This is a genomic window from Pseudomonas sp. NFACC46-3 (assembly GCF_900114515.1).
Taxonomy (GTDB): domain Bacteria; phylum Pseudomonadota; class Gammaproteobacteria; order Pseudomonadales; family Pseudomonadaceae; genus Aquipseudomonas; species Aquipseudomonas fluorescens_Q.
The window spans coordinates 118,090-144,717 of sequence record NZ_FOTH01000017.1; the positions used below are offsets into that span (position 1 = coordinate 118,090).

Consider the following 26,628-nt stretch of genomic DNA (forward strand, 5'->3'; position numbering starts at 1 on the left):
GGCCTGCCTGGGCCACCGCTTCCTGACTCCCTCCCCTGACTGCACCCGGGTATCGGTCTGCGTGCCTGTATCCGGTTTTTTCGGAATGTAATAAGTCCTGACGTTAGTTGGCTGATTTATTGGCTGCCGGCCGAAAGTTCTAATGTTTCGAATGCCAAGTTGTGAGGAAATAAGATGAAAGTTCGCCGCTGGACATTTATTGAATTCCTTAGTGGTTGAGTGCGGTCTTGATGAGGGTTATGTTCGTTTTGACTTTGCGGGTCGTCATGACCCTGGATAAGGTCAGTTAATTAATCAGACCACTGATTCATGGGGTGTCAGCGCATGGATGCGTGTCGTTCAACTTGTTGATGTTCAGGCGCCTGAGGGCTGTCCTGGCTATTTACATACAATAAATGGAAGTGTTGTCCATGAGTAAATCTGGAATTTCATCGACGGGCAGCTACGTCGATTTTGTGGGGTTGTTGAGGCTTAAGGATCTTGAACAGGCATTAATAACCCACAAGGGTACCGATGAATATGAAGCGGTGTTGCGCTATTACTTCGGTTGTATCGCCTTGCTCGATTCTCCACAAATGTTGGAGCCATTAGGGTTGCTCAAACAGGCCGTGGGGGCCTTGCGGGGAAACAGCAGGCGGCGGCGTACGCCTGAGTTGCCGGAAGTTGCCGAGGCCGCGGATCTGACGCACGCCTACAACAAGATAGAGGGTTTTGAAACGCGCCTGCGCAATAGCGTCGAACAATTGAAAGTGCCTGCCACCGAGGTGCCAAAAAAACTGCATTTGGTCTGGCTGGGCGGCGGCGTCGGAGCGATCCAGCGTGACTACATCAATGTCTGGAAACAGGTGCTGGGCCCGGAGGGTTATCGCATCAGTCTCTGGTATGACAGCGATGCACTGCTGGCCTATGAAACCAACCGGATCATTGTCGAAGCGGCCAAGGCTGATGCCATGCTCAATGGCGCAGGAAACAGTGTCGATGCCTTGGCGTTGGGCGACCGTTATGAAGAACGCGCGATCGTCCTGAAGCAGCAGATGTACGCCCATATCACCGAGGCGGTGAACAACGGCGGCAGCGCCGATGACGCGAGAATCGATCTGCTGGTTCGGGCGTACGGCCAGGACAAGGCACGACTGGTGGCCCTGAGGCGCGATAACCGGCTCAGCCTCGAAGCGTTGGCCGAGGGCAGCCTGGCACTGCGCGATCTGGCCAGCGGTGAATTGCCACTGCATCTGCAGGATGCCTACGAACGCGAGATCAGTCTGCGTGGCATGCTTGCCGGGGGCTCCGATATCGTGCGTTTCGAAGCCTTGTTCGCCGAGGGTGGCAGCTACGCTGATGTCGATGGCCTGCCGCCCTTGGCGGAAAAGCTGGGCGAGGTGGACATCCGGGCGTTCCAGACGGATGCGCGGCTGGGCGTGCTGCAGCTGCTGCTGGATCGAAACCCCGAATGGATGCCCGGCCGCCAGGCCCAGCGCAATAAATACACGGACTACGCCAACGAGATTCCAGCCGAGCATCGCGAAGCGCTCGAGCGTTTCGCTAAAAGCGGACCGGCGTTGAACCGCGTCTTTCGCCCCCCGGCGGAGCGCCTGGCCCGACCGGACGAATTGCGTGCTGTCGTCGAACAGCACGTGGTGGGCAACGCATTCCTGATGGCCCACCCCGGGGCGGCGATGCTCAAGAGCGTGATCGAGCGTTTACGGCTCAACTATGAAATCGTCGACGCCACCGCGCGCCTGGCCGATGAGCAAAACGTCAGCCTGGTCGACGTCAAGGCCATGAGTGATCTGGCGCGCGAGGCCGCGACGCAGGTGTTCGGTGCATTGCATGAGCTGCCCCCGGAAATTGAACTGGCCGCGGCTTTTCTGGTGGAGGCGGCCGCCGCCTACTACAGCGATGGTATCCGCCCCCAGAGCGAAGGCACGATCTATCTCACCGGTCCCGCCGCCATGCGCCAGGGGATGGCGGACTACCAACGCACCCACTTCACCCCTCAAACCGCCGAACAGTGGCAGGCGGAGGTGGCGATCAAGGCCGTCGCCACGGTCAACCGGGCGACGGAGGAGGAGCTGGATCACTCCTGGAAAGAGAACGCGCGTGACACCGCGCAATGGCTGATCGACGAAAAAAAACGCTGGCAGGAGGGGCAGTTCAAGGCTCGTTATGCGGGTGATATGGCAGAGCTGCTCAAATACCGCGCCCTCCAGTTCGATGAGGGCTGGCCCGTGATCGAGGGGCGGCATGTACTGTCTACCGAGCTGTTGCAGCATCTGGCCGATGAGCTGGGTGAGCCGTTCATGCAGATGATGAGCCAGCGCCATAACGGTGAGGTGATCTTCGATAAGCCCATCCCGCTGGGTTTTGATGAGCGTCAGTCGATCCGCGATCAAAGCGCCTATGCGTTGCCGCCCGCATCGGTGAGCGATTCGCAGACGCGACAGCTGTCGATCGCTGAATTGCTGGAGCGCCTGGCCAGCGACCGTTTCGAAGTCGCTCGGCTGAGCCCCTTGCAGCGTCTGCTGCTGGGAGGCTTGAGTGGCGCGAAGGCGTTGGATAACCGCAGCTTCGACGCGGCTCGGCCGTCATTGGACAACCTGGCCAACAACCTCGCCACGCACGGAACCGCTGGCCGTTATGCGGCGATCGAACAAGCGTTGCTCCAGCGTCAGGCGCCGGCCTTCCTGGCCGGGCTCGCCAGCGCCACCGATGCGCCACCGAGGCATGGCGAAACCGCCCTGGGCTTGAAGAAAACCGCGTTGGAGCAGCCGTTGACGTTGCGCCAATGGGGCCAGCACGTGGCCCGGATTCGTCAGGTGGCGCAGCTTGAGTATCGCGTCCGGATCATCGAACGCCTCGGTACTGTCCTGAACGGTTTCGAGGCCGCCACGAACAAGCTTGTACCGCAGGATCTGCTGCTCCAGGGTGAGGGTGACAGGGTCGGCGGACGTTGCTATCCCCTGGCCCTCGCCATGGCGGCGGCCGTGTCGCAAGGCAAGGCTGCGGTCAACACCTTGCGTGAGCGTTTCTACCTCGCGGTGCTCGAACCGGGGGCAAGCGATTCGGTGGCCTTCCTCAACAGCGTGGAGGCGTTGCGCGATGTGCAGCTCGGCGATGTGGGCAGTGCATTGGCGCGCTCGGACCTGAATGAGGTCACGGAGATCCTGCAAGCCAGGACGACCACCAGCACGCTGATGCTCAACTCCGATAACCACGCCATGCTGGTGGCCAAGACCGTGGAGGGTGAGCGCAGCACCTATCACTTCTACGATCCGAATTTCGGTGTGTTTGAGTTCGAGCATCCGACCTTGTTCAGGCAGGCGCTGGAGCGGTTCTTCCTCCAACAGGACATGGCCAGCCATTACGCGGCGTATGGCGATGCGGCGCGGCCGACTTTCGACCTGGTCGAACTGGAAGGTGCACGGGTGTCGAGGCAGGTATTGCCAGGCGCCATTGAGGTTTCGAAACTGCTGCAACCCGGCGCCTTGCCTGGGCAGTCGCAACGCCCTGTGAGGCAGCGGTTGGCCAGCGCCCGTGGACAGTCGCTGCAAAACAATCCTCGACTGGGCAGCTGTCTGCAGGCGCTGGATGGCCATTGGTGGAGCCAGCAGATCGAGCAAGCGACGAGCCGCCTCCAGCAGGAAAACCAGCTGGCGGCGCACCTTGTGCCGTTGTTCGATACGCTGGAGGTCTCGCCGGACGGGGCGTACCGGGTGAGCCTGATCGATCCGGCCAATCCTGAGCAACTGGTACGGGTGGTCACGGATGACCATCGGCTCCTGCGGATAAAAAGCTACCTCTCGGAACAGTTTTCAGCCTTGGCCAACAAACCTTCCGTGCCGAGCGACCCCACCGAAGTAGGGGGCGTCCACACGCTGAACGCCGGCTTCGCCATACAAGCCTTGATGAACGCGTTGCGCGGCCAGGAAGGATCGGGTCGGCCCCTGACCCTGGCGGTGCGCTTGCACGCCTATGTCAACTACGCGCAGTTGGTGCATGGCGTCGTGGCGGATATCGCCGGCCTGGTCGGCCTGGTTCGGCAGGCGCTGGCCGAAGAGAAACTGATTGCCCGTACCGTCGCGCCAGTGGTCAAGGCGGCGCTGGGGTCCAGTGTCAGTGAAGCCACAGGGGGGCTGCTGCAACTGGCCAATGTCGGTTTTGACATCTACCAGTTGGCGACGGCCCACAACGACGTCGAACGCGCTCAGTTCGGCACCCAGCTGGCTTTCGACTCCGCCAGCCTGGTGTTGTCGGTGAGCGCCTATGCGGTTGGCGCCACGACGGCCGGCGCAATGCTGGGCGGCGCCGCGGTGATGCTCGGTGGGTTGGCGGTGGGGGTCGCGGCATTGGCCCGGGGCTTTGCCACCATTGCCGAGGAGGCCAAAGAGGTCGGGTTGTTATTCGATGAAATCGCCAAGGCTCATCTGCAGGCGTACCACTTTGATGCCAGGCAGGGTGCATGGCTACCGCGCTCGTCGTTGATCGTCCAGGCGCTGGATCTGACTCGGGGCGCATTGATGCTGGACAGCCCCAAGCTCTATCCGCAACGCGATCATTTTGGCGTGCCGACGATAGAGCTCGATTACGATCGGGCCATTAACATCCGTCGAGATCTAGGTCTGCCGGGTCAAGTTGCATTCAAACCACCCGCCGGCCAAGTCATCGTACTGCCCTGCACACCGCAAACCTGTTACCGCTATGAGTACATTGCCCTGCCATTCGCGACATCGCGTCATGACACCGGGTTCGACACGGCACGGCGCCTGGAGAAAAGAAAAGCGGACGGCAGCTGGCAATTTCAGTTTTCCTTTTATTCGTTTCCCAGTGAATACATCGTCCGTCGCATGGTTCCCGATTATCGGCCAACGGTGATCGACGTGTTGCTCGATAGTGCTGACCGTTCACTGGTGGTGCCTCTTATTCCCCCGATTTGGCACAACATGATCGCTTATAAAATCCAGGGGGCCGGCAAACGATGCGCATTGGTCGTTCATCCCGGCGTGAAGCTGAGCCTGGAGTCGACGAGCCTACAGGTGTCCACTTGGTTTATGGACGCCTCTTGGGCCTCGGAGAAAGAGATCAGGATTGAGCGTCACGATCAGTTCTTCATCGACGACATTCAGGTAACGATCGTTGGAGGGTGGCGTCACGAAATTTTACTCCGGCTTGCCGATAATCAAGTATTCAAGGTTGATGTGCTCAACCGCACGCTCGTGCTTTTGGAACTGGACGCACCGCCCGACATGGATCAGCAAACGTTGCAGGATCATTTCAAGGCCCTGGCTCGAGACCACCGTCTAGCGATGGCGTACACACCGATTCACCACCACCTCATTCCGTTTGAGGACCCGGACGAGCCTCGCTACGTCACGGCCTGGTATGACGCGAAGGAGGACCGCTTTCTTTATATTCGCGACGATTTGCTGGGTGTCGAGGACGCGGTGTTGCGGGTGGTCGTCGGCGACTCCTGCTATTTCTACGACCCGCAGAACCTGATTATCTGGCAAGTCGATGCGGTCACTGGGTTGGTGAGCCATCGTTATTGGTTGCGCACTACGAACAACCTGGTCAGCGCCATCAAGAGCGTCGAGGCGGACGCGCAGGGGGTGATTCATGTCGTCCAGCAAAACACCCGCGCGGACCAGAGCGTCGATGTGCTGGTGTATCTGATCCATGACGGGCAACTGCTGCTCAGTTCGATCACACGAGAGCTGGATCTGGCGATGGAACCGGTCTTGAGTGCCAGCGAGACGCTGGCCGACTGGTCGCAGGTACTGGGTGACAGCCTGCCCTTCACACCGAGTACCCATCCTGAGGACTCGTTCGTCACCGTCAATTGGCAACCGGCCCCCTTCGTTTCGATCTGTTGGAAGTTCGATGCACAGTGGCGGGACATGGCCTGGGTTCGCCGCAGTGACCGTTTGATCATTCGTCCTTCGCCGCGACGAAACCAGCCACGTGGATGGCCCGACTCGATCAAGAACATGACCGACCTGACGCTGCTCGCACCGCCGGACGACAGCGATGTGTTTGTCATCTATGACCGGCTCAAACAGGAGCTGTGCGGCAGGCGGCGTACGCTGGTAGAGGGCCGGGGGCATTGGGCCAACCGGTGGGCGCGTGCCCCCGGCCTGGAGGATGTCATCGCCGTTGACGGTGGCTACGTGGCGCTGACCTCGAATGGCGTGTTCTACAACCTGAGTGGCCGAGGCGACCTGGCACTGGGCGGCGTCAGGGAGCAGTGGTTCAAGGACCGGGCACAATGGTGGACGGCCCTGGATGCGCTGGTCCTGCAGCACAGGAACAAAACGCTTGCCCTGATCGGTTTGACCAACCTCAGTGGTGACGAGCGGTTGTGCGCCTGGTACGTCGGCAACCGGTTGCTGCTGGCTGACCTGGGCAGCACCAAGGAGCTGCGGTTGCTGGGCGCAACCCCGGACGGCGAGGCCGCCTGGTTGCTCGACGTGGCGAGCGGCGAGGTCTATCGCCAGGCCTTTATCGATCCGCAGAAGCTGGACGCTGCCTTTGGCCAGGGTTCGCAATTGTTGGAGGCTGATGTGCTGCCCCACCCCCAGCGTGAGTGGTCGCCCTGGCAGTTTGTCGAGTTGGCGGCCGATGGCGCGGGCCTGCGCGGCGTGACATTCGAAGGCGTGGAGGTCCGGCTGCGTGACCAGGCGCCGGCGCTGGTGACCGGTGTCACTCAGGAATGGGTCGTCACTCAAGGGGGGCGGGTGATCGAGGGGCTCAGGCAATTGACCGCCCGTGCGTTCTCCAGCCCACTGCTGTCGGTGGGCGATCCCGATGACCTGAAGTGGTATGTCGCCGGGACTGAACGTGTCATCCGGGTTCCCAAGGCCGCCCTCCCTGAATCTTTCGAGGTACTGGGAACCCAGCGGCAGACCAACGTCCTGTTGCACGAAAGCAGGAGCGGAACGCTGTTGTCCTTGCCTGGCATGGGCCATGGCGGGCCGCTCAGCTATGTCCAGCGTGAAGGCGAGGTGATGGTCGTCGAGGGTCACGAAGCGAAGATCGATGATCTGCTGCCGTTGATGCCGGATGACGTCAAGATCCTGATCCTGCGCATGGGGCAGGGCGCGGTGAGTTACCGGTTGTCAAAAGCAGCCTGGTTGAGAGTCAAGTCGGTGGTCCTCGACTGCCGACATCCCCTGGGCAACGCGGTGACCATCCCCGGCAAGTTGATCTGGGAGCTGGATGAGCCAGACCAGTTATGGCTGAGCAAGGTTCATGAGCACCTGGTGATCATCGATCCGAACAGCGGTCACAGTGTGATTTTTCGTGAGGTGTATGCGGCGGATGTCAATTTGCGTGGCGACGTGTTGCTCAGTTTCGGTGGGGGTCAACACTATGCCGTTTCGACACTGGTGCAGCGCCTGGATGCCCTGCCGGATCTCCAGAATGGTGTCCTGCTGCAAGCGTTGTCGGATGAAACGTATGCGGTGGAGACCAATACGGTGGGTTGAACCAAGGCCGTTATCCAGGGTTAGGTTTTAAGTAAAAAAGGAGTTGTCGGTGTGTTAGTCGACAACTCTTTTTTGATTGGCCGTCATTCCGTAAAGACGTTGCGCCACGCCAGGCCTGGAAGTATCAATGTTTCACGAGACGTTCCTTCTCAAGGTAAAACGTCTCATCAAGTGTTCATCCAGGACTTTGTTGATAAGTGTCCTTTTGTTGTCGAGTTCGCTTCGGTCCAATTTCAGGAACGCTTTGCGTTGAACGATCCTGGCTGAACGCTCTTCCCAGTTCCAGAACAGGAAGCTGCGCCTCTTTACCTCGACGCTCAGTTCGAGTTTGAACAGGGCGATATGAAGGTTGCCTTGTGAGTCGTAGCGGGCCGGGACGACTTGAAAGGTCTCGCCTTCCTGGGTTTCGTTGTCAAAGGACAGGATGGCCGGGTGATTGGTTTTTAGTGTGTCGAGAGTATCGATCATTGCGTTGGCCTGCTGTGCATCCCTCATGGCGTGGGCGCTCTGCACCAGGAAATCCGCCACGGAGCCCGAGACGAGATGTTGTGTGCGTGTATGGATGGAGTCGCCATACAGCGACCAGCCGAGGAAACTCAAGGTGCGGGCATATTCTTCGAACCAGCCCCTGGGATTTACATAGCGATGATGGCCGAGGTCGGCCGATCGGGTAGCGATATTGTTGCAATCGGCGATGTCATCGTGGTCTTGCAGGGAGGGTGCGCCGATATACGAAAACAGGTTAGGGCCGGTGACCAATCCGGTTAATAATTCATTGCTCATAATATTTCCGCCAAGAGTAAGTGTGTTGTTTGGCTTGTTGGGCGGGCAATGATGAACGTGGTTCTTGATTAAGTCGGCAGTGGAATTGAGTCTGGATATTTGAAGGCATGCGCGGGTTAATATTCTGCAATCAGTCAGTGTTGTTGTTCCTGAAAATAATAAATTAGATTGAAGTCGGTCCGCAGGAGCGGGCTTATATATAACCAAGGAGGTTTTTATGGAACAGTTCGAAAGTGGAGCCAGTGTGGCGCAAAGTGTTGAGTTGATCCAGGCACGTATCAACAAGCGTAAGGCGCTGGCCACTGCGGGTCGACGTGTACGCAGGTCCGTGGTGCAGATGCATGACAATCCGAACAAGGACCTGGATGCGCTCATGTTGGGGGATGCGCTCGTGGGCTATGGCAACAACATGTCGCTCAACAATATGGCGATCATGGAGAACCTGATGACCATGGCGATGATGGAGGCCAACTTTGAAGTTCCTGGCGGCAAAAATACGCGGGCGTGGTACGACGCGTTTATCCAATGCCTGCAAGACCTCGGGTGTTTCGTTGCCGATGACGGTTACACCCGTTACTCCGAGAGTTCCCGGCGGGTGGACATGGACTTCGTGATCAGCGATATCGTCAAGGGCATCATTGATGGCGTGAAGGCCAGCGTTCCGGCGGCGACGGTGCTGGGTACCGTGGTGAGCACCACGATTGACGGTTTGAAGCGGGATGAGGAGACCATGCGTCTGTTCAACAGCCAGGTCAAGGTGGCCGAAGGCGCGCGTTTGTCGGTCATTCCTTGCGAGCAGTTGGCCAACGGAATCCTGATCGCCTCGTCCGCCTCGATCAAACAGTCCGGTACTTCGAGTAACGGCGGTGTGGTTTTCGTGAACTGGCAATCTTCGGCGCGGGAGATCTTCCGCGGAAAATCGTTCGTGACCTTCAACCCCGCGCGTTATGAAGCGTTCAGGCAGGACATCGAGGAATATCTGGGCGTACATCGCCGGGAGGTGCTGAGCAGGAGGTTCAGCCGGCGCAAGCCCAAGGTGCGCTTGAGCATGCCGTGATGGCTACGGTACCAGGTAGCCTCTCACGCCGGTAAAGATGATCTGCGCCGCCAGCGCACAGACAAACAAACCCATCAGCCGGCTGACGATCTGCAAGCCCTGGTCACCCAGGATCCGCTCGATGCGGCTGGACAGGTAAAGCACCACGCCGACGGTGAAACTGGCCAGGGCGATGCTGATGATGGCCATGAGTTTGTCGTCCCAGTGCGGCTGGCTCACGCCCATCACGAGCAGGGCACCGATGGTGCCGGGGCCGACGGTCAACGGTATGGTCAGTGGGACGATGGTCACGTCCTGCTGCACGTTGTCGGTCTGTACGGCCGACTTGCCCTGGGCCATGCCCAGGGCCGAAATGAACAGCACACTGCCAGCGCCGATACGGAAGGCGTCCACGGTGATGCCGAACACGCTGAAAATCACCCGCCCGAACAAATACAGCAACACGCTGGAGACCAGCGTCGCGGTCGCAACCTTCCAGGCCAGGCGGCGTTGTTCCTTGCGCGAATAGCCGCGAGTCAGGCCGATAAAACACGACAGCACGAAGAAGGGGCTATAGAGCACCAGCATCTTCAGGTAAACGCTGAACAGCACATGGAGCATGGTTGAGGCTCGCGACGAATGAATTTGACGTGGAGTCTATCAGGCGTCGGGATGTCTGTCGGCTCGTGGCAAGGGCGAGATGCAAGTCCAGGAAAATGCCACTTCATTACAGGTGATTGTACGCCATTGAATTTGATTATTTACGGTTACAGTTGCGCGCTTGTTGTGATGAGGTGGGTTGCGTAAGTTCAACTCTCGGATCCAAGGATGATCTTGATTAAATAAGGAAATAGTATGAACGTTAAATATGATTCTGTTGTAACCCTGGCTGATCGTCTGGAGCGCTTGAGTGCTTATGATGTTGAGCCGGAGGCGTTTGAGTTGTCGACGCGTGCTTTTATTGTGCGTCCTGGCGAGACGGCTGACTATCCGGAAAAACCGGATCGCGCTTCGATTGTGGGTGACGGTATCCTGGCTTTTGTTTCGGGAATGTCCGAACAGAACCAGGCGGATATCCAGCACTCTTATCTGTTTGCTTCGTTAGTGGCTAATAAGCGCTACCCACGTGATGAGCAGGGTAAGGAGTGGTATCAACTTTTCCTGCAAGTGATGCAGGATTGCGGCTGGACGGTCCTGCAGAAGTACTATGACGCGGTTGCCGCCTCGGGCAAGAGCTTCAAGATGGACCAACTGGTGCTGAAGATCCTGGGGTCGGCGGTGACGGCCGCCGCGGTGCCCGGGCCGGCGTCACTGCTGATGCTCAAGGTCGCCAGCGATGCCATCGCGGCCTTGCAAACCCGTGACAGGCCGCTCCGGGTGTTTGACCAGAACATCCAGGAGTCTGGTGCGGGAGGGTTTGGCGTCGCCGCCTGCCATGAGACGCCGCATGGCGAAGTCATCATGGCACTGGGAGCCGTGCGTTTCATCAGGCGCACGAACCAGACCCAGGTCTTGTTCGTTAATTGGGACAGCAGTTCGGTCGACTTGTATCGCGGTGAAAGCCACATGACCATGGTGCCGTCCGTTATTAACCGTACACGTGCGACCATTATCGAACGACTCGGCGATCGAGCACAGAAGAAAATCGAAGCATACGAACTCTGATCTTGTGAATCCACCTGGCGACTACACCGTAGTCGCCCATCATAAAAATAACTAGGTGATTGCAATGAATGATGGTTATTCGGTTTTTATTAATGCTGGCGCTGTCGTGATAGTGTCTCCGGATATGGCCGGGCAGGAAAAAAGCGATGTGTTGGATTCGGTATTGTTCGCGCAGTTGGTCGCCAACAAGAAGTATCCGGCTTATACCCAGGCACAAATATGGTATGACGAGTACCGTGACGTCTTGAAGAACGGTTGGTTGCAAAAGACTGCAGCATGGGACAACTTCACCCTCGATGAGCAATCCAACTTCAATGCGGCGCACTGGCTAGGGTGTCGACTGGGGGAGTATGTCGATCCTACAGTGGCCGATGAAGTCACTCGCCTGTTGAACCGTGTCGCGCAGTTGCCCGGTACCCTGCCGGCCATCGAGCAACTGCGCGAGCAGACCTGCAAGCGCAAGGAGCCCGTGCCACCGTCAGAGACCGATGAAGCCGTTGGCAGGGTCTGCCTGCAAGTGATTCTGGCCCGGCGAGCCCCCTTGCTGAGCAGCGTTTCCCTGAGCTATGAGACCACGCAACTGGCAATCTCCAACCCCCTCGGTCAGTGCCTGTCCGTCGCCAATGTGGTCGGTAATCTTCAGTCCAGATGCTTTCAGGCCAACTTATCGAAAGAGCTTTACGCTCCCCTGCGCGGTGCGATCGTACGGAAGCTGGGTGATAAGCCAACGAAGCATGTCTTTGATATTTCTGACGACGTTGAACGGGGGGCCGCGCGATGAATAGCGAACGCCTACAGGCCGGCGAGCGCCTGTTTCACAGCAGCGATCCCGCGCCGGCTGCGGTCGTGGGGGCAAGCCTCGTGTCGTTCGGCCAGGGGCTGTCTCCCCAGGATCGCGAAGACATCTGTCTGAGCAACCTGTATGCCCAGTTGGCAACGCGGTCGGCTTATCAGGACGGTTTGGTGGGCAGTTGGTTCAACTACTACAGGAACACGCTCAGGTACCTGGGGTGGGATTCGGCGCGTCCCCTCAGGCCTGGACAGGCGGGCGAGGGGTCAATGGCCGAGAGTGTTGCCCGGCAAATCTCCCAGTCATTCGATGAACGCTTTGCGCGCTCGGCGACTGATTCGATTGGCGCCCTGAAGCGCCACCCCAATGCCCTTGCGGCATTCGAACGGGCAAGCCTGCAGCATGATTCGGCGTTCTTCCAGGTGGTTCCCTGCCTGCCGAAATCGCCTGGGCGAATAGAGGTCGCGCTTTACCACAAGCAATTCAGCATTCGTAAAACGCTCTCGACCTTCCTTTTTTGGCCGATAGAGGAGGTTGTGCAAACCAGCCATGAAGAAATGGCGGTCGTGACGTTCAACACGCTGCATTACTCAATGTTCCGGGAAAAAGTCCTGCGCGCCGTTATCGCCGAGACGACCCGTAATATTCATGCGTTGAAATGTTGAACAGGGCTCCGGGCGTCAGCGGACGCCCTCGGACGAATGCGCGACGGTCTGGTTCTGCTGGTCACGCTGGGCCACCCAATGCTCGATCAGCTCGCGCAGTTGCGACAACTCCACCGGCTTGGCCATGTGCCCGTCCATCCCGGCTTGGCGGGCGCGTTCCTTGTGCTCGGCCAGGATGTGGGCGGTGAGCGCCACCACGGGAGTGCGGGTCCGCTGGTTGCCCATTTCCCAGGCGCGCAATTGCTGGGTGGCGGAAAACCCGTCGAGGATCGGCATTTCGCAGTCCATCAGGACCAGGTCGTAACGCTGCTCCTTCATGGCCTTGAGGGCTTCTTCGCCGTTGCTGGCGGTGTCGGGTTGCAGGTTGAGCTTGCCGAGCATGCCGCGGATGACCTTGGTGGAGATGCTGTTGTCCTCGGCCACCAGGATGCGGAAATCGCTCGGCACTTTCACCGGGAGGGGAGGGCCGGCGTTCACCTGTACATTCGTCGCCTGGCCCCGGTTGCGCTGGTTCAGCTCGTCCGCCAGGGTGGTCTTGAGGGTATAGCCGGCCACCGGTTTGGCGAGGATGCGCTTGACCCCGCTGTTGCGTGCCACGATCTTGCTCGGTGCATTGCTGATACCGGTGAGCATGATCAACAGGATGTCGTGGTTCAGGCTCGGGTCTTCCTTGATCTTGGCCGCCAGTTGCATGCCGGTCATGCCTGGCATGTTCTGGTCCAGCAACACCACGTCGAAATAATCGCGCAGGTGCGCCTTGGTGCGCAGCAGCGCCAGGGCTTCCTTGCCCGATGGCACGGCACTGACGTTCAGGCCCCAGGCGCTGCACTGTTGCACCAGTACTTTGCGGCAGGTGTCGTTGTCGTCGACGATCAATACCCGCGCCCCTTGCAGCGGGCCATCGAGGTCGGCAGTCGGATGTTCGAGGCGATCCGGGTCCAGCGGCAAGGTCAGCCACAAGGTACTGCCCTGGTTGCTGCCGCTTTTGATACCGAATTCCCCGTGCATCAGGATGATCAACTGACGGGCGATGACCAGGCCCAGGTTGCCCCCCAGGCGCGTGGCCGACAGGAAATTCTTGCTATGCAGCTCGGCGTGCATCAGCGTGTCGCGCTCTTCGGCGTCCATCGGCGTCCCGCTGTCCTGCACGGCGATGCGCAGGCGCGGCTGATTGCTGCGCTCGTCGAGGGCGACGACGATCAGCACTTCGCCCTCGTCGGTTTTCTTCAGGGCGTTTTCCAGCAGGCTCAGCAGCGCCTGGCGCAGTCGCGTCGGGTCACCGCTGATCACTCGCGGCACCTGGGGCTGGATGAAACTGATCAGCTCGACATTCTGCTGTTCGGCCTTGGCGCGGAAGATACTCAGGCAATCCTCGATCAGTGCATTGAGGTCGAACTGCACGTCGTCCAGTTCGATCTGCCCGGATTCGAGCCGGGAGATGTCGAGGATCTCGTTGATCAGGGTCAGCAGCTCATTGCCGGCGCTGTGGATCGTCTGCACGTAGTCGCGTTGCTTGACCGACAACGGCGTGCCCAGCAGCAGTTCGGTCATGCCCAGCACGCCGTTCATCGGGGTGCGGATCTCGTGGCTGATCTTGGCCAGGAACTCGGCCTTGGCATTGATCTCGGCATTGCTCGCCGCCAGGTCGCGGCTGATGCTGAACCGGCTCTCGTTGATCGAGCGCTGGCGCTCGCCCAGGGCGACACTCATCAACAGGCCGCTGATGCAGATGAAGATCAGCAGGGTGATGATCAAGCCCTGGGGAGGAACCTCCGTGAGCCCTTGCAGTGCCGGAAGGATGATCAGCGTGCCCAGGTTGAAGACCACCATGGCCGCGACGAACAGCCGGGCTGGGCGGTAGCCCTTTTGCCAGTGCCAGGCGCTGACGAGCAGCATGCTCAGGCCGGCCAGGGCCACGAGGGCATAGGTCATGATATTGAGCGGCAGCGTATTGACGAACAACAGCAACAGGCTGCACAGCATGACGAGCACGATGTCCCCCAGCAGCAGCCGATTCAACGGGTGCGGCCCCAGGGGCGCGAAGAAACGGTAGGCGAACATCAGGCCGCAGGGCGCCGTCAGCAACAAGGCCAGGTAGGCTCCGGGCGTCTGGACGGCTGGCCAGTCGGGCAGCCAGGCTCCGGCCAGATTCAGCAACAGCGCCAGGCTGAGCATCAGCAGTCCTTCACAGGCTGCCAGCCACAGGCAACTGCGTGAACGGGTGTAGGCGTAGCGGGTAAGGTTGTGCAGCACCAGCATGGCGATGCAGCCGAACAGCAACCCATAGATCAGTGTCTGGTTCTGATCGGCCGCGGCCACGACTGCCGATTGCAAGGTGATGTAGGGGCGCAGTTCATGGCGCGAGGACAGCCGCAGGTAGACGTCCAGCGATTTGTCGCTGCGTGGCAGGGGCAGCATCAAATCGTTGCTGGGGACCGCAGGTTCGGTGTGCGGCGTGGCATTGCCGCTGACTTGCTGGTCAACCAGGGTATCGCCGTCCAGCACGTAGAGGTTCAGGCGCGACAGGTCGGGCGCGAAGATGCGCAGGATCTGTTCATGCCGGTCGGGGGCCAGGCGGAAACGCAACCACAATGCCCCGCCGGGCTCGGCGGCCTGGAGACGGTCCAGGTCGATGGGGCTGAATTGATTGGTGTAGCGGGCAGAACGGATGTCGCTCAGCGTCAGGTCGCCCTGTTCGTCGAGCAATACGGCCCAGCCACTGCCTGGCGCGGCCTGGGCCGGGAGCATGCAGAGCAACGTCAGCAAGGTGACGGTAAGGCCTATGGCAATCCTGAGCCAGCGCACGGCGAAATCCCTTCGTAGGTTGATGCCAGAGTATAACTATGCGCGGCGCCGGAACAGTCAGGCAAGGGCCGAAGACCCTTGCCTGGCTGAATGGCTGGGTTATTCCAGATTTTCGCCACGCTCGCGGGCAATGGCGCGGTAGCCAATGTCCTTGCGGTAGAAGCAACCTTCCCAGTCGATCTCGGCGGCAAGCTTGTAGGCCTGCTGCTGAGCTTCGTCGACACTGGCGCCCATGGCGGTGGCGCAAAGCACGCGACCGCCGGCGGTGACCACTTGCCCGTCCTTCAACGCCGTGCCTGCATGGAAGACCTTGCCTTCCAGGCGGGCTGCGGCATCCAGGCCCTGGATCGCGCTACCCTTGGCGTAGTCGCCGGGGTAACCGCCAGCCGCCAATACGACACCGACGCTTGGGCGCGGGTCCCATTGGGCTTCGACCTTGTCCAGTGCCTGGGCCAGTGCGGCCTCGACCAGCAGGACCAGGCTCGATTGCAGGCGCAGCATCACCGGCTGGGTCTCAGGATCGCCGAAACGGCAGTTGAATTCGATGACTTTTGGGTTACCAGCCTTGTCGATCATCAGGCCGGCATAGAGGAAACCGGTGTAGACGTTGCCTTCCTCGGCCATGCCGCGCACGGTCGGCCAGATCACCTGGTCCATGACGCGCTGGTGTACTTGGGCGGTCACCACCGGGGCCGGGGAGTAGGCACCCATGCCGCCGGTGTTCGGGCCGCTGTCGCCGTCGCCGACACGCTTGTGGTCCTGGCTGGTGGCCATTGGCAGGACGTTCTTGCCATCGACCATAACGATGAAGCTGGCTTCCTCGCCGTCGAGGAACTCTTCGATCACCACGCGGGAACCGGCGTCACCGAAGGCGTTGCCGGCGAGCATGTCGCGCACGGCGTCTTCGGCTTCGGCCAGGGTCATGGCAACGATCACACCTTTACCGGCAGCCAGGCCGTCGGCCTTGATCACGATCGGTGCGCCTTTCTCGCGCAGGTACGCCAGGGCCGGTTCGATTTCGGTGAAGTTCTGGTAGTCGGCGGTCGGGATCTTGTGACGCGCCAGGAAATCCTTGGTGAACGCTTTCGAGCCTTCCAACTGCGCGGCACCGGCGGTCGGGCCGAAGCAGTCCAGGCCACGGGAGCGGAACAGATCGACCACGCCGGCGACCAGCGGCACTTCCGGGCCGACGATGGTCAGCGAGACGTTCTTCTCGGCGAAGTCGGCCAGTTGTTCCAGGGCCAGCACGTCGATGGCGACGTTTTCGCATTTGGCTTCGATGGCGGTGCCGGCATTGCCCGGTGCTACGAAAACCTTCTGCACGCGTGGATCCTGGGCCACTTTCCAGGCCAGGGCGTGTTCGCGGCCACCGCTGCCAATGATCAAAACATTCATTTCAAAAACCTCGGATGACGCTGATGGGGCTGATCGTTCCCACGCTCTGCGTGGGAATGCCTCTACGGACGCTCTGCGTCCAGGGACGCAGAGCGTCCCGGGCTGCGTGCCCACGCAGAGCGTGGGTACGATCAAGCAAATTAGTGACGGAAGTGGCGCATGCCGGTGAATACCATCGCAATCCCTGCCTCATCAGCAGCGGCGATCACTTCGTTGTCACGCATCGAACCACCCGGCTGGATCACGGCGGTGATGCCGACCTTGGCCGCGTTGTCGATGCCGTCGCGGAACGGGAAGAACGCATCGGAGGCCATGACCGCGCCTTGTACCTGCAAGCCGGCGTGCTCAGCCTTGATGGCGGCGATGCGGGCCGAGTTCACGCGGCTCATCTGGCCGGCGCCGACACCGATGGTCTGGCGGTTCTTGGCGTAGACGATGGCGTTGGATTTTACGTACTTGGCGACTTTCCAGGCGAAGATCAGGTCGTTGATTTCCTGCTCGCTCGGGGCGCGCTTGGTCACTACTTTCAGGTCTTCGCTGCCGATCATGCCAATGTCGCGGCTCTGGACCAGCAGGCCGCCATTGACGCGCTTGTAGTCCCAGGCCGGCACACGGTCGGCCGACCATTGGCCGCAGGCCAGCAGGCGAACGTTGGCCTTGGCGGCAACGATGGCGCGGGCTTCTTCAGTGACCGAAGGGGCGATGATCACTTCGACGAACTGGCGCTCGACGATGGCCTTGGCGGTCGCGGCGTCCAGCTCACGGTTGAAGGCGATGATGCCGCCGAAGGCCGATTCGGTGTCGGTGGCGTAGGCCAGTTCGTAGGCCTGGCGGATGCCGCCCTCGGCGTCCGGGCTCACCGCCACGCCGCACGGGTTGGCGTGCTTGACGATCACGCAGGCGGGCTTGACGAAGCTCTTCACGCATTCCAGCGCGGCGTCGGTGTCGGCCACGTTGTTGAACGACAGTTCCTTGCCCTGCAACTGGGTGGCGGTGGCAATGCCGACTTCGGCAGGCTTGGCTTCCACGTAGAACGCCGCGCTCTGGTGCGGGTTCTCGCCGTAGCGCATTTCCTGGGCCTTGACGAACTGGGTGTTGAAGGTGCGCGGGAATTCGCTGCGGCCTTCGGTCGACAGGGTTTCAGCGGCCTGGTTCACGGTGCCCATGTAGTTGGCGATCATGCCGTCGTAGGCGGCGGTGTGTTCGAAGGCCTTGAGCATCAGGTCGAAACGCTGGGCGTAGGTCAGGCCGCCGGCCTTGAGGTTTTCCAGCACGCTGGCGTAGTCGCTGGCGTTGACCACGATGGCCACGTCCTTGTGGTTCTTGGCCGCCGAGCGGACCATGGTCGGGCCGCCGATGTCGATGTTCTCGATGGCAGTCGGCAGGTCGCAGCCGGGCTTGTTGATGGTGGCTTCGAACGGGTAGAGGTTGACCGCTACCAGGTCGATCGGCTTGATGCCGTGTTCGTTCATGATGGCGTCGTCGATGCCGCGACGGCCCAGGATCCCGCCGTGGATTTTCGGGTGCAGGGTCTTGACCCGACCGTCCATCATTTCTGCAAAACCGGTGTAGTCCGCGACTTCCACTGCGGCGACGCCGTTGTCCTGCAGCAGCTTGAAGGTCCCGCCGGTGGAGAGAATCTCGACGCCCAGCTGTTGCAGCTCGCGGGCGAATTCGAGGATCCCGGTCTTGTCGGAGACGCTGATCAAGGCGCGGCGGATCGGCAGGCGGGTGGTCTGGTCGGTCATTTCAATTTCCATCAAAAGCAAGGGAAGTCAGCAAAAAAGGCGACCGTTTTTTACGCGGGCGCCTTTCTGGTTTGATTGAATGCTTACAGCAGATCGTACTGCTTGAGTTTCTTGCGCAGGGTGCCGCGGTTCAGGCCCAGCAGCTCACTGGCTTTGGTCTGGTTGCCCTTGACGTAGTTCATCACGCTTTCGAGCAGAGGCGCCTCGACTTCGGAAAGCACCAGGTTGTACACATCCGTGACGGCAGCGCCCTCAAGGTGGGCGAAATAATTGTGCAGCGCCTTCTCGACACTCCCGCGAAGGGTCTGGCCTTCTTCGCTGGGCGTATTGAGGTGCTGTTTCAAATTCACGTTGTCGCTCACGGGTGTTGTTCCACTCACTAAAGTCTCGGTCATCATCGTCATGCGGCCACCCCTTCGTCCCCTGTCAGGCTCTTGTAACGCTCAGCGAAGAACGCCTGAACGTCGGCGCATTGTGCTTGCGTACCATCCAAACGATTGAAACGGGCGCGAAACTCCCTGGCGCCCGGCAGGGTTGCGAGATACCAGCCCACATGCTTGCGAGCGATGCGTACGCCCATGACTTCTCCGTAGAAGGCATGTAGCGCGGCCAGATGCTCTAGCAGAATACGTTCCACCTCGGACAACTGCGGCGCCGCGAGCTTTTCGCCCGTGCGCAGGAAGTGTTCGATCTCACGAAAAATCCATGGCCGCCCCTGGGCGGCCCGGCCGATCAACAGGCCATCGGCACCGGTCGCGTCGAGCACGTACCGGGCCTTCTCGGGCGAATCGATGTCGCCATTGGCAAACACCGGAATCGACACCGCCTGCTTGATCGCGGCGATGGTGTCGTACTCGGCGTCGCCGGTGTACAGGTCGGCACGGGTGCGGCCGTGGACCGCCAGCGCCGTGATGCCCGCCTGTTCGGCGATCTTCGCCACCACCAGGCCATTCTTGTTCTCCCGGTCCCACCCGGTGCGGATCTTCAGGGTCACCGGCACATCGACCGCGGCGACGACCGCCTGCAGGATCTCGGTGACCAGCGCTTCATCTTTCAACAGTGCCGAGCCTGCGGCCTTGTTGCAGACTTTTTTTGCCGGGCAACCCATGTTGATGTCGATGATCTGCGCCCCCAGCTCGACGTTCGCCCGGGCCGCTTCCGCCAGCATCTGTGCGTCGCCACCGGCGATCTGTACCGAGCGGGGCTCGGGATCACCTTCGTGGATCATGCGCAGACGCGATTTGCGGGTGTTCCACAAACTCATGTCGCTGGTGACCATTTCCGAAACCACCAATCCTGCACCCAGTCGCTTGCACAGCTGACGAAAGGGCTGGTCGGTGACCCCCGCCATAGGGGCGAGAATCAGGCCGTTCTGCAATGTATATGGGCCGATGCGTACCGCCGACATAGGACTTCCCTGAAGTGGGGTCGGATCATGAGACTTCGAAAAAGGGTTGGCATGATACCCGCTCTCGATGACTGGATAAAGATCGAATTGGATAAAATCTGAACAGCTATTTTGTTATCGCCAGCGGTTTGGTCTGGGTAGGGTCAGTCAGAAAGTTGCCGTCAATTGGCCGACCCTGGCCGGCTTCATTCCGGGGAATGGAAGCTCAGACTGTAGTTCACCGCTTTGGGGCCAGGGTCCAGGATATCCAGCGCGATGTGAATGGGCGTCTGGGGCGGCATTTCGCCGCGGTCCTCAAGGTCGCCACCCAGGTACTCGCCGGGCTTGAAGCGACGGCTGGCGATCAGGTGTCCGTTGAGGTCGGCAAAGCGCAGTTCCAGCAACGGAAAAGGTTGGGAGAAGGGCGCACGGTTGTAGATGATCGCGTCCACCACCAGGGCACCGCTGAACTCCGGATGGCTGCGCACCACCAGGTTGCTGCTCTTGATCTTGGCGATGTCGACCTTGGACGGTACTTCGCAGCCGATGGTCGGACAGATTTGCAGGAACCACGGCCGGTACTGGTCCTGGCGGGCCAGTTCTTCGAAATGGTAGGCGATGTACTGGCCGCCCAGGGCCGCACTGGCGAGCAGTATCAGCAGGCCCCACAACAAGCGTCGGCCCCAGGGCGAGCGGCGTTTGCGCCAGTCCAGTTGCAGCGGGTCGTCGTCCAGGTCGTGGAGGGCTTCGGCGCGTATCCCCGGCTCCTGGCGTTCCCGTGACTTGCGCAACGGTGCCAACTGCTCGGGTTCGTCGTCGTGGTCGTCGGTGGCGGACAGGCGCTCGAGGTGTTCGTCGTCCGGCGCCAGGTGGAGAGGGGCGGCAGGCTCGTCGTCCGGTTCCAGTGGTTCAAGGGCCAGGGATAGCGACGGCTCAGTGCGCGGTGGCCGGGCCGGCTCGTGGGGTTCGAACGGTTCGATGGTGTCCTGGAGGACGGCTTCGGCGCGCTCGCTGGAAGATTCGCTGTACAGGCTGTCGGGCCAGGCTTGCTGTTCGCTGGAGAGCGAGTCGCGTTGCGCGCTGAGGTTGTCTTCCCGGCGCCGGCCGGTATTTCCTGGCGCGCGATTGTCGCGCCGCTCCAGGCGCGCCAGTTCCTTGTCCAGATCATCCAGATCCAGCTCGGCAGCGCTCCATTGTTTCTGGCTGATCGCCCGGGGCGGGGCTTCGACCGCCGGCTTGGAGGTCGGCACGACGGCAGGCGCCGCTTGTTTGGCAGTGCGTTGTTCCAGCAACTGTCGTGCGGCATTGAACACTTGCAGGCACGAGCCGCAACGAACCACCCCGCGGGCCACGCTCAATTGAGCATGGCTGACGCGAAAACGGGTATGGCAATGCGGGCACTGGGTGACGAAACTGTCAGTCATGCGGCAATCCGGTGGATACAGGCGGTCATTCTAGCGCCGACGTCCGGTGATGCGCACCCAGCCATCGCGATTGGCGATCGGGTCCAGGTCAAAGTCCGCGGCATAAGCGGCGGCGACTTCTTCACCCTGTTCGGCCAAGATGCCTGACAGTGCCAGGCGTCCGCCCGGCTTGACCAGGCTCGACAGTTGCGGCGCCAGGGACACCAGCGGGCCGGCGAGGATGTTGGCCACCAGGACGTCGGCCTGGACCTGTGGCAAGTCCTGCGGCAAGTACAGCGGGAACGATGCTTCGGCAATGTTGTTTCGCCCGGCGTTGTCGCGGGACGCTTCCAGGGCCTGGACGTCGATGTCGGTGCCTACTGCTTCCCTGGCGCCCAACAGCAGCGCGGCAATCGCCAGGATCCCCGAACCGCAGCCGAAGTCGAGTACGTTGCAGCCCTTCAGGTCCTGGCCGTCGAGCCATTCCAGGCACAGTGCGGTGGTCGGGTGGGTGCCGGTGCCGAACGCCAGGCCCGGATCCAGCAGCAGGTTGACTGCGTCTGGCTCTGGCGCAGCGTGCCAGCTCGGGACGATCCACAGGCGCTGGCCGAAACGCATCGGCTGGAAATTGTCCATCCAGCTGCGTTCCCAGTCCTGGTCCTCGATCACTTCGCTGTGATGCTCGGGCAGCGGGCTGCCGGTCAGCAGCTCGAGGTGGGCCAGCACGCTGGCCGCCTCGGTGCCGCCTTCGAACAGGGCCAGCAGGTGGGTGTGGGACCACAGCGGGGTGGTGTTGAGCTCCGGCTCGAAGATCGGCTGGTCTTCGGCGTCCATGAAGGTTACCGATACGGCGCCTACTTCAAGAAACGCGTCTTCGTAGGTTTCGGCTTGTTCCGGGCTGATGGCCAGACGTACTTGCAGCCAAGGCATGGCGGGCACCTTTGGAAAAATCTACAGGGGGCAGCGCAGGGCTGCAAAGGCGCGCAGTGTACGCCAGGTCGCCGCCAAAGTGGATAAGCGAGTCTCGCGCCATCCGGGTGGGTGTTTCGATATATATATGTATGCCATGGGCGTATCGCCGGGCGGATAAGGTGCCGGTCCACACAGCAGGGAGGAATGTGTATGGACATCACTGCCGAACGGCAAAGCAACATGGCGCGCACGGGGTCGGTCTCTTCCCCGCAGGCGGCGACTGTACAAATGACCCTGGAGAGATTGACGCGTTGGCAGGTGGCTATCGACGCGCGACTGCAAACCCAGATGAGCTTGCTGGAGGTACTGGAGGAGTACCTGCTGGTCGAGCTGCGCACCCATTATCACCAAGGCAACATCGATCCTCACTTCATTGACACCCTGCTCGACACGGTGTTGCAGCGCATGATCGATCAGAAACCACTGGTTAGCGATGAAGAGCAGGATGCGCCCTATCGCTGGCCGGACGGGGCTGACCTGGGTTTCCCGACTGAGCGCCAGGCGGTTATCGTCCAGGCGGTGGAGAGTGTCGCCTCGGGTTTTATTTATCACTACAAAGACTATTTGCGACGTCATTGGCGAATGGCGGAGCGCGACGCCTCGCTTGAAGCGCTGCTCGGGCACAAGCTCGATGAGCACATGGCTGCAGTTGAGCTGCTGTTCCAGCCTGGTCCGCTGGAGGGCCAGGGGGGCGATGAGCTCAGGGAGAAAATCGAAGCGCTCCAGCACCGCTGGCGGCAGATGAGTCAATTGACCGCATTGGCGACGACGCAGGAGCGTCAAGACCTCGAGGCCATCGCGCGTTTGCAGTTGCCTGATTGGTTGCGAGGGCTAGGCGAAGTTGATCGTAAAAAGCTGAAGGCTTTCCAGGACCAGACTACCCAGGCCCAGGCGTTGCTGGATGGGCTGCTCGATGGCCTGGCTTCGCTGCAGGCTTTTGCCCGGCACCTGGCCAAGGACTATGTCCGACGTGAACGGGACATGGAGGTCCAGCCGGACAGCATTCGAGTGCAGTTGCAATGGCGAAGTGTAATGGGGCAGCCGGTGCAAACCCGCAGCCTGAGCGAGCTGCTGGCGGCCGGTCCAGTCAGGCCGGACGCCGTGTCGGTGTTCCTGGTGGAAAACGGCGCCATGCTGCGTAACCAGCCGCTTTCCCCGGCGTTCATCAGCCAAATGCTGGCAGAGCTCGATGCCCCGGCCGGGTACCGGCAGGCATTGGTCGAGCGGTATGGCCGAGGGGATCTGAAAGACGCCATGCTCGATTGGTTCACGGCACGCTTGCAGCAAAGTGCGTTCATTGCCCGCTGTGCGGGTCACTTGACGGTGGCCAACCATGAGGCCGTCAAGGCGCTATGGGAGGGCGAGGCTTCGGCATCGTCCGTCGGCGTTCTACGGGTCAGTTGCCTGGTACTTCCAAACGCGTTGAAGTGTGCCGACTTTCTCCTGTTCCATCGCCAGGACCTGCAAGGCGACCTGCTGCTGTACGCCCCCGACAAGCCGGATGGCCAGGAGTGGATCGAATTGCCCTCGCTTTGGGCCGTGAGTGTGGAGATAGGTGCCTGGACCCGCAGCGAAGCCGGCCGCGAGTACCTGCTGCAACGGATTTCTCCAGCGGACCGAAGCGTGGCCCGGGAGTACTTTACCCGCGTGGCAGACAAGCCGGCGACATGGGATTCAAGCCAGGATCCCAGGGGCGCGGTGGAAGGTTTCAGGGCATGCCTTGAAGACATCGTAGCAAGGGGCCTGGACAACAACCTGGCGCAAGTGGAACTGGACGAAGCGCCTCGCTGGTACGCCGCCCTGCCGCTCGATGCGCGGCGAAACATCAGCACCTTGAGTCAGGAGCTGGTGGTCCATCAGCAGGTGTTCAATCAGCAGTTGGTGGGTTACGAAGTCTTCGTGGATTTCGCCAAGCGTATCGTCACGCAGGCGATTGCGCCTTACATGCGCAGCAAGGGCGTGCAGGCACCGGTCGATCCTGCGACGGTGCTCATCGACTACAACCCGGGCTTGGCAGACGGCAAGACCAAAGTCGCCAGCCTGCTGGAGCTTGCCATCCACGGGTATGACGACAACTCGGGTATCGACAATCCCAGAAAAGGTGTGCGCTCGTCGGTGGGGCAGGACCTGGGGCAGGTCCGCAGTGCGGAGCTTGCGTCCTATATCCGGCGGGCATACCTGGGTGAGCAATATGCGCGACAGGTCCGCCGCAGGTTTCTCGATGCCCGTGCCCCGGAATACGCCCAGCGGCGCAATGCCTACCGCAACCTGCTGTTGACCCGGATGGACCGTGACCTGCGTGTCGCAACGGGCAAATCCCAGTTGGGTGCCAGTGAGTTCTGGTGGCTCACCCGGCAAGTCACCCTTCTGGGTGAGTCGGTGTCGGCGTCCGGTCCGGTGTATTCGGGGAGCGTCGTGCAGCGCGAAGGGGTGATCAGGTTTTCCATCGGCGGCCATATCGTGATGGGCGCCTATGTCTTTGCCTACTTCGACCCGAAGGGCGCCTATTGGCTGTACACGCCCGATGCTCCGGACGGAGTCACGTTTCGCCGGTACCAGGACTTTTCCGGGGCGGTCGCCACGCGCTTGCATGACTATGTGCTGGAACGGGTTGCCCTCGGCGCCCGCGCGGCCGTCAGGCGTTCATTGGCGGCGCTGGCGGCGACGAGCATTGGCGTCGACACATTGCGCGAGTTCAATCGAGTGAACGATATCCAGGCGGAGTTCGATGCCTACATCGAGCGCGCCATCAGCGATGTGGAAGACGTCACCAAGAGTCGCGCCGAGGTGATCAGGCGGCAGGTCATCAAGGGGCTGCTGTTTGCATCGGCTCCCGTGTGCCTGGTTTATCCGCCCTTCGCCTTGCTGCTGGATGTCGCCTTCATTGCCGTCAGCGTCAAACAGGCCGCCGAGGCGCATGGGCAGGGCGACACGGATCGTGCGTTGGGCCACTGGTTGATGGCTTCCTGGGGCCTGTTGTTCGCAGCCTTGGGGGGCGGGACCCTTGCTCCGCTACTGGGGCGGGCAGCCAGGAGCCTGAAGCTTGTCGTGAAGCCTGTGTCACTGTCCGAGCAGCGCTTGAGACGCGTGACGCCGCTGATTGCCAAAGAGACCGGGCCAGTCATCCAGCCCATACATTTCAAGCCGAAACAGGCAGTTGGCAAAGCGCCTGAGAATCTGGAGCTGGTAACCGGGGAGAGCCTCTTTGAGGGCACCTATCGCAGCCCGTCCAGCGTATCGCAGCCACACACTACTTATTACATCCGCAGTAAAGGCAAGTACTACCAAGTGAAGGAAGACCCTTACTTCGGTGGTTTGTGCCTGGTGGATGCCAGTCGCCCCGGTGCCTTGTACAACCTGCCTATCCGCAGGGTGGGGAAGGGCAAGTGGGTACACAACGACGTCGGCTTGAAAGGAGGCAATGATCAAGTGCTTGTCCTCGGCCGAGTGAGCGATCTGCGGGAGGCGTTTCCCGCCCATGTCTTCCCGGACGTATCAAGGGGGGCGTTGCAGGGCGAGGCTGTGGTGGCAAGGTTCAGCGAGGCCGCGGCGGACAACTATCTGTTCTCCCTGAACGCGCAGACGTGCGTGATCGCGTCATTGTATAACCCGGCCACCAAGACAGGGGCAGTGATCCATTTCGATCACAATATCCGCGCGCTGATCGAGCGCAGCCTCCGGGACGTGACGCAACGCCTGGGAGCCAGCGCAAAGGATATTCGTTCGACCCTGGTGGGTGGCGACTGGTTGACGGGGGCGGACATCGGCGGGCGGGTCAGGTCGGCGATGCGGCGCCAGGGGCTGCGGCCCACCTGGGATCATTGGTCGTATTCGTCCTGCTTCGGCAATACCTATGGTGTGTCGCTGGATTTGCGCAATGGCGTGACGTCGGTATTCAAGACGTCCCGCACTCAGGTCGAACGCTACTACATACCGGTGCTGGCGAGGGCGAAACAGGGTTCTGATCCGGTGTCGGTGCGGGCCCGTGGGTTCATGACGCGCGTGCGCAGCGAGCCGCTGGTGGCCAATGCCAGTGGTGCCGTGCTCACCCCGCAGGGGCGGCCGGCGACTGCGGCGCAGATCGAAGCCCACGCGTTCCCTACGGTGGCGCTGAGCTGACCCACTGGATTGTCATCCTGAAGAACAGGATCGAGTAGGAGGCGGATTTGCATCCGCCGTCCTCTCACACCACCGTACGTACGGTTCCGTATACGGCGGTTCAGGTTATGCAGATAAGCCGTTGATCGTGTCCAGTATCGAGACCAGTCCGAGTTGGTTCCACAGTTTCTTCGGCAGCGCCTGATTCATATGCGACGCCCCCGAGTTCCACCATGGGCCGCGGCCATTCGACGTTGACTTGCAGGCACGAGCTTCGCCAAGCCCCAAGCGCATTAAGTTGCGCGCCCTCGTCGAGGGCTGCTTCCATTGGCGCCAGATGGCACACCGAAGCTTACGTCGCACCCATCCGTCCAACTCCTCAAGTGGCTTCTTGCTCTGA

General features: G+C 60.8%; 16 protein-coding genes. 6 read left to right on the plus strand and 10 right to left on the minus strand.

Annotated features, from left to right (window positions below; translation table 11 throughout):
* The first annotated feature begins 410 nt into the window (after positions 1–410).
* The gene (locus tag BM300_RS17990) at positions 411–7,481 is read left to right on the plus strand and encodes a TcdA/TcdB pore-forming domain-containing protein (protein WP_092463458.1); all 7,071 of its coding nucleotides are present in this window, start codon (positions 411–413) and stop codon (positions 7,479–7,481) included.
* Positions 7,482–7,613: 132 nt separating this feature from the next.
* Here the strand turns inward: BM300_RS17990 and BM300_RS17995 are convergent, their stop codons facing one another.
* The gene (locus BM300_RS17995; RefSeq protein WP_063323123.1) at positions 7,614–8,264 is read right to left on the minus strand and encodes a hypothetical protein; all 651 of its coding nucleotides are present in this window, start codon (positions 8,262–8,264) and stop codon (positions 7,614–7,616) included.
* A 217-nt stretch (positions 8,265–8,481) separates the two neighbouring features.
* Here BM300_RS17995 and BM300_RS18000 point away from each other — a divergent pair, with 217 nt between their 5' ends.
* Entirely contained in the window at positions 8,482–9,321 is an 840-nt protein-coding gene (locus tag BM300_RS18000; RefSeq protein WP_063323122.1) for a hypothetical protein, read from the plus strand.
* A 3-nt stretch (positions 9,322–9,324) separates the two neighbouring features.
* On the opposite strand, the gene BM300_RS18005 is transcribed toward BM300_RS18000, so the two are convergent.
* A complete protein-coding gene (locus BM300_RS18005; RefSeq protein ID WP_014336378.1) occupies positions 9,325–9,921 on the minus strand; it encodes a MarC family protein in 597 nt (198 codons plus the stop codon).
* 234 nt (positions 9,922–10,155) lie between these two features.
* Here BM300_RS18005 and BM300_RS18010 point away from each other — a divergent pair, with 234 nt between their 5' ends.
* The 3 genes from BM300_RS18010 (at position 10,156) to BM300_RS18020 (ending at position 12,420) form a co-directional block, all read left to right on the plus strand.
* Positions 10,156–10,965, plus strand: coding sequence for a hypothetical protein (locus tag BM300_RS18010; RefSeq protein ID WP_092463460.1), 810 nt, complete (start codon positions 10,156–10,158; stop codon positions 10,963–10,965).
* 64 nt (positions 10,966–11,029) lie between these two features.
* Positions 11,030–11,746 carry a hypothetical protein gene (locus tag BM300_RS18015; RefSeq protein WP_092147064.1) on the plus strand — a complete coding sequence of 239 codons (717 nt, stop codon included), beginning with the start codon at positions 11,030–11,032 and terminating at the stop codon, positions 11,744–11,746.
* Positions 11,743–12,420: a hypothetical protein gene (locus tag BM300_RS18020; protein WP_092147066.1), complete on the plus strand. Its 678-nt coding sequence runs from the start codon at positions 11,743–11,745 to the stop codon at positions 12,418–12,420. The genes BM300_RS18015 and BM300_RS18020 overlap by 4 nt, the downstream gene beginning before the upstream one ends.
* 15 nt (positions 12,421–12,435) lie before the next feature.
* Here the strand turns inward: BM300_RS18020 and BM300_RS18025 are convergent, their stop codons facing one another.
* The 7 genes from BM300_RS18025 to prmA all read right to left on the minus strand — a co-directional run bounded on the left by BM300_RS18025 (position 12,436) and on the right by prmA (position 22,088).
* Positions 12,436–15,225, minus strand: a complete 2,790-nt coding sequence (locus BM300_RS18025; RefSeq protein WP_063323118.1) for a hybrid sensor histidine kinase/response regulator — start codon at positions 15,223–15,225, stop codon at positions 12,436–12,438.
* Positions 15,226–15,324: 99 nt separating this feature from the next.
* Positions 15,325–16,620: a phosphoribosylamine--glycine ligase gene (gene purD, locus BM300_RS18030; RefSeq protein WP_063323117.1), complete on the minus strand. Its 1,296-nt coding sequence runs from the start codon at positions 16,618–16,620 to the stop codon at positions 15,325–15,327.
* A 140-nt stretch (positions 16,621–16,760) separates the two neighbouring features.
* A complete protein-coding gene (gene purH / locus BM300_RS18035; RefSeq protein ID WP_063323116.1) occupies positions 16,761–18,368 on the minus strand; it encodes a bifunctional phosphoribosylaminoimidazolecarboxamide formyltransferase/IMP cyclohydrolase in 1,608 nt (535 codons plus the stop codon).
* 83 nt (positions 18,369–18,451) lie between these two features.
* Positions 18,452–18,772 carry a DNA-binding transcriptional regulator Fis gene (fis, locus tag BM300_RS18040; protein WP_003186237.1) on the minus strand — a complete coding sequence of 107 codons (321 nt, stop codon included), beginning with the start codon at positions 18,770–18,772 and terminating at the stop codon, positions 18,452–18,454.
* Positions 18,769–19,776: a tRNA dihydrouridine synthase DusB gene (gene dusB / locus BM300_RS18045; RefSeq protein WP_092147068.1), complete on the minus strand. Its 1,008-nt coding sequence runs from the start codon at positions 19,774–19,776 to the stop codon at positions 18,769–18,771. The genes fis and dusB overlap by 4 nt, the downstream gene beginning before the upstream one ends.
* 185 nt (positions 19,777–19,961) lie before the next feature.
* Entirely contained in the window at positions 19,962–21,179 is a 1,218-nt protein-coding gene (locus BM300_RS18050; protein ID WP_092463462.1) for a DUF3426 domain-containing protein, read from the minus strand.
* Between the two features lie 30 nt (positions 21,180–21,209).
* Positions 21,210–22,088 (minus strand): 50S ribosomal protein L11 methyltransferase, encoded by an 879-nt coding sequence (prmA, locus tag BM300_RS18055; protein WP_092147072.1) that lies wholly within the window; start codon positions 22,086–22,088, stop codon positions 21,210–21,212.
* Positions 22,089–22,280: 192 nt separating this feature from the next.
* Here prmA and BM300_RS18060 point away from each other — a divergent pair, with 192 nt between their 5' ends.
* Positions 22,281–26,249 carry a DUF6543 domain-containing protein gene (locus BM300_RS18060; RefSeq protein WP_092463464.1) on the plus strand — a complete coding sequence of 1,323 codons (3,969 nt, stop codon included), beginning with the start codon at positions 22,281–22,283 and terminating at the stop codon, positions 26,247–26,249.
* A 105-nt stretch (positions 26,250–26,354) separates the two neighbouring features.
* On the opposite strand, the gene BM300_RS18065 is transcribed toward BM300_RS18060, so the two are convergent.
* Positions 26,355–26,628: group II intron maturase-specific domain-containing protein (locus tag BM300_RS18065; protein WP_305882549.1), on the minus strand; the 274-nt coding region annotated here is incomplete at its 5' end.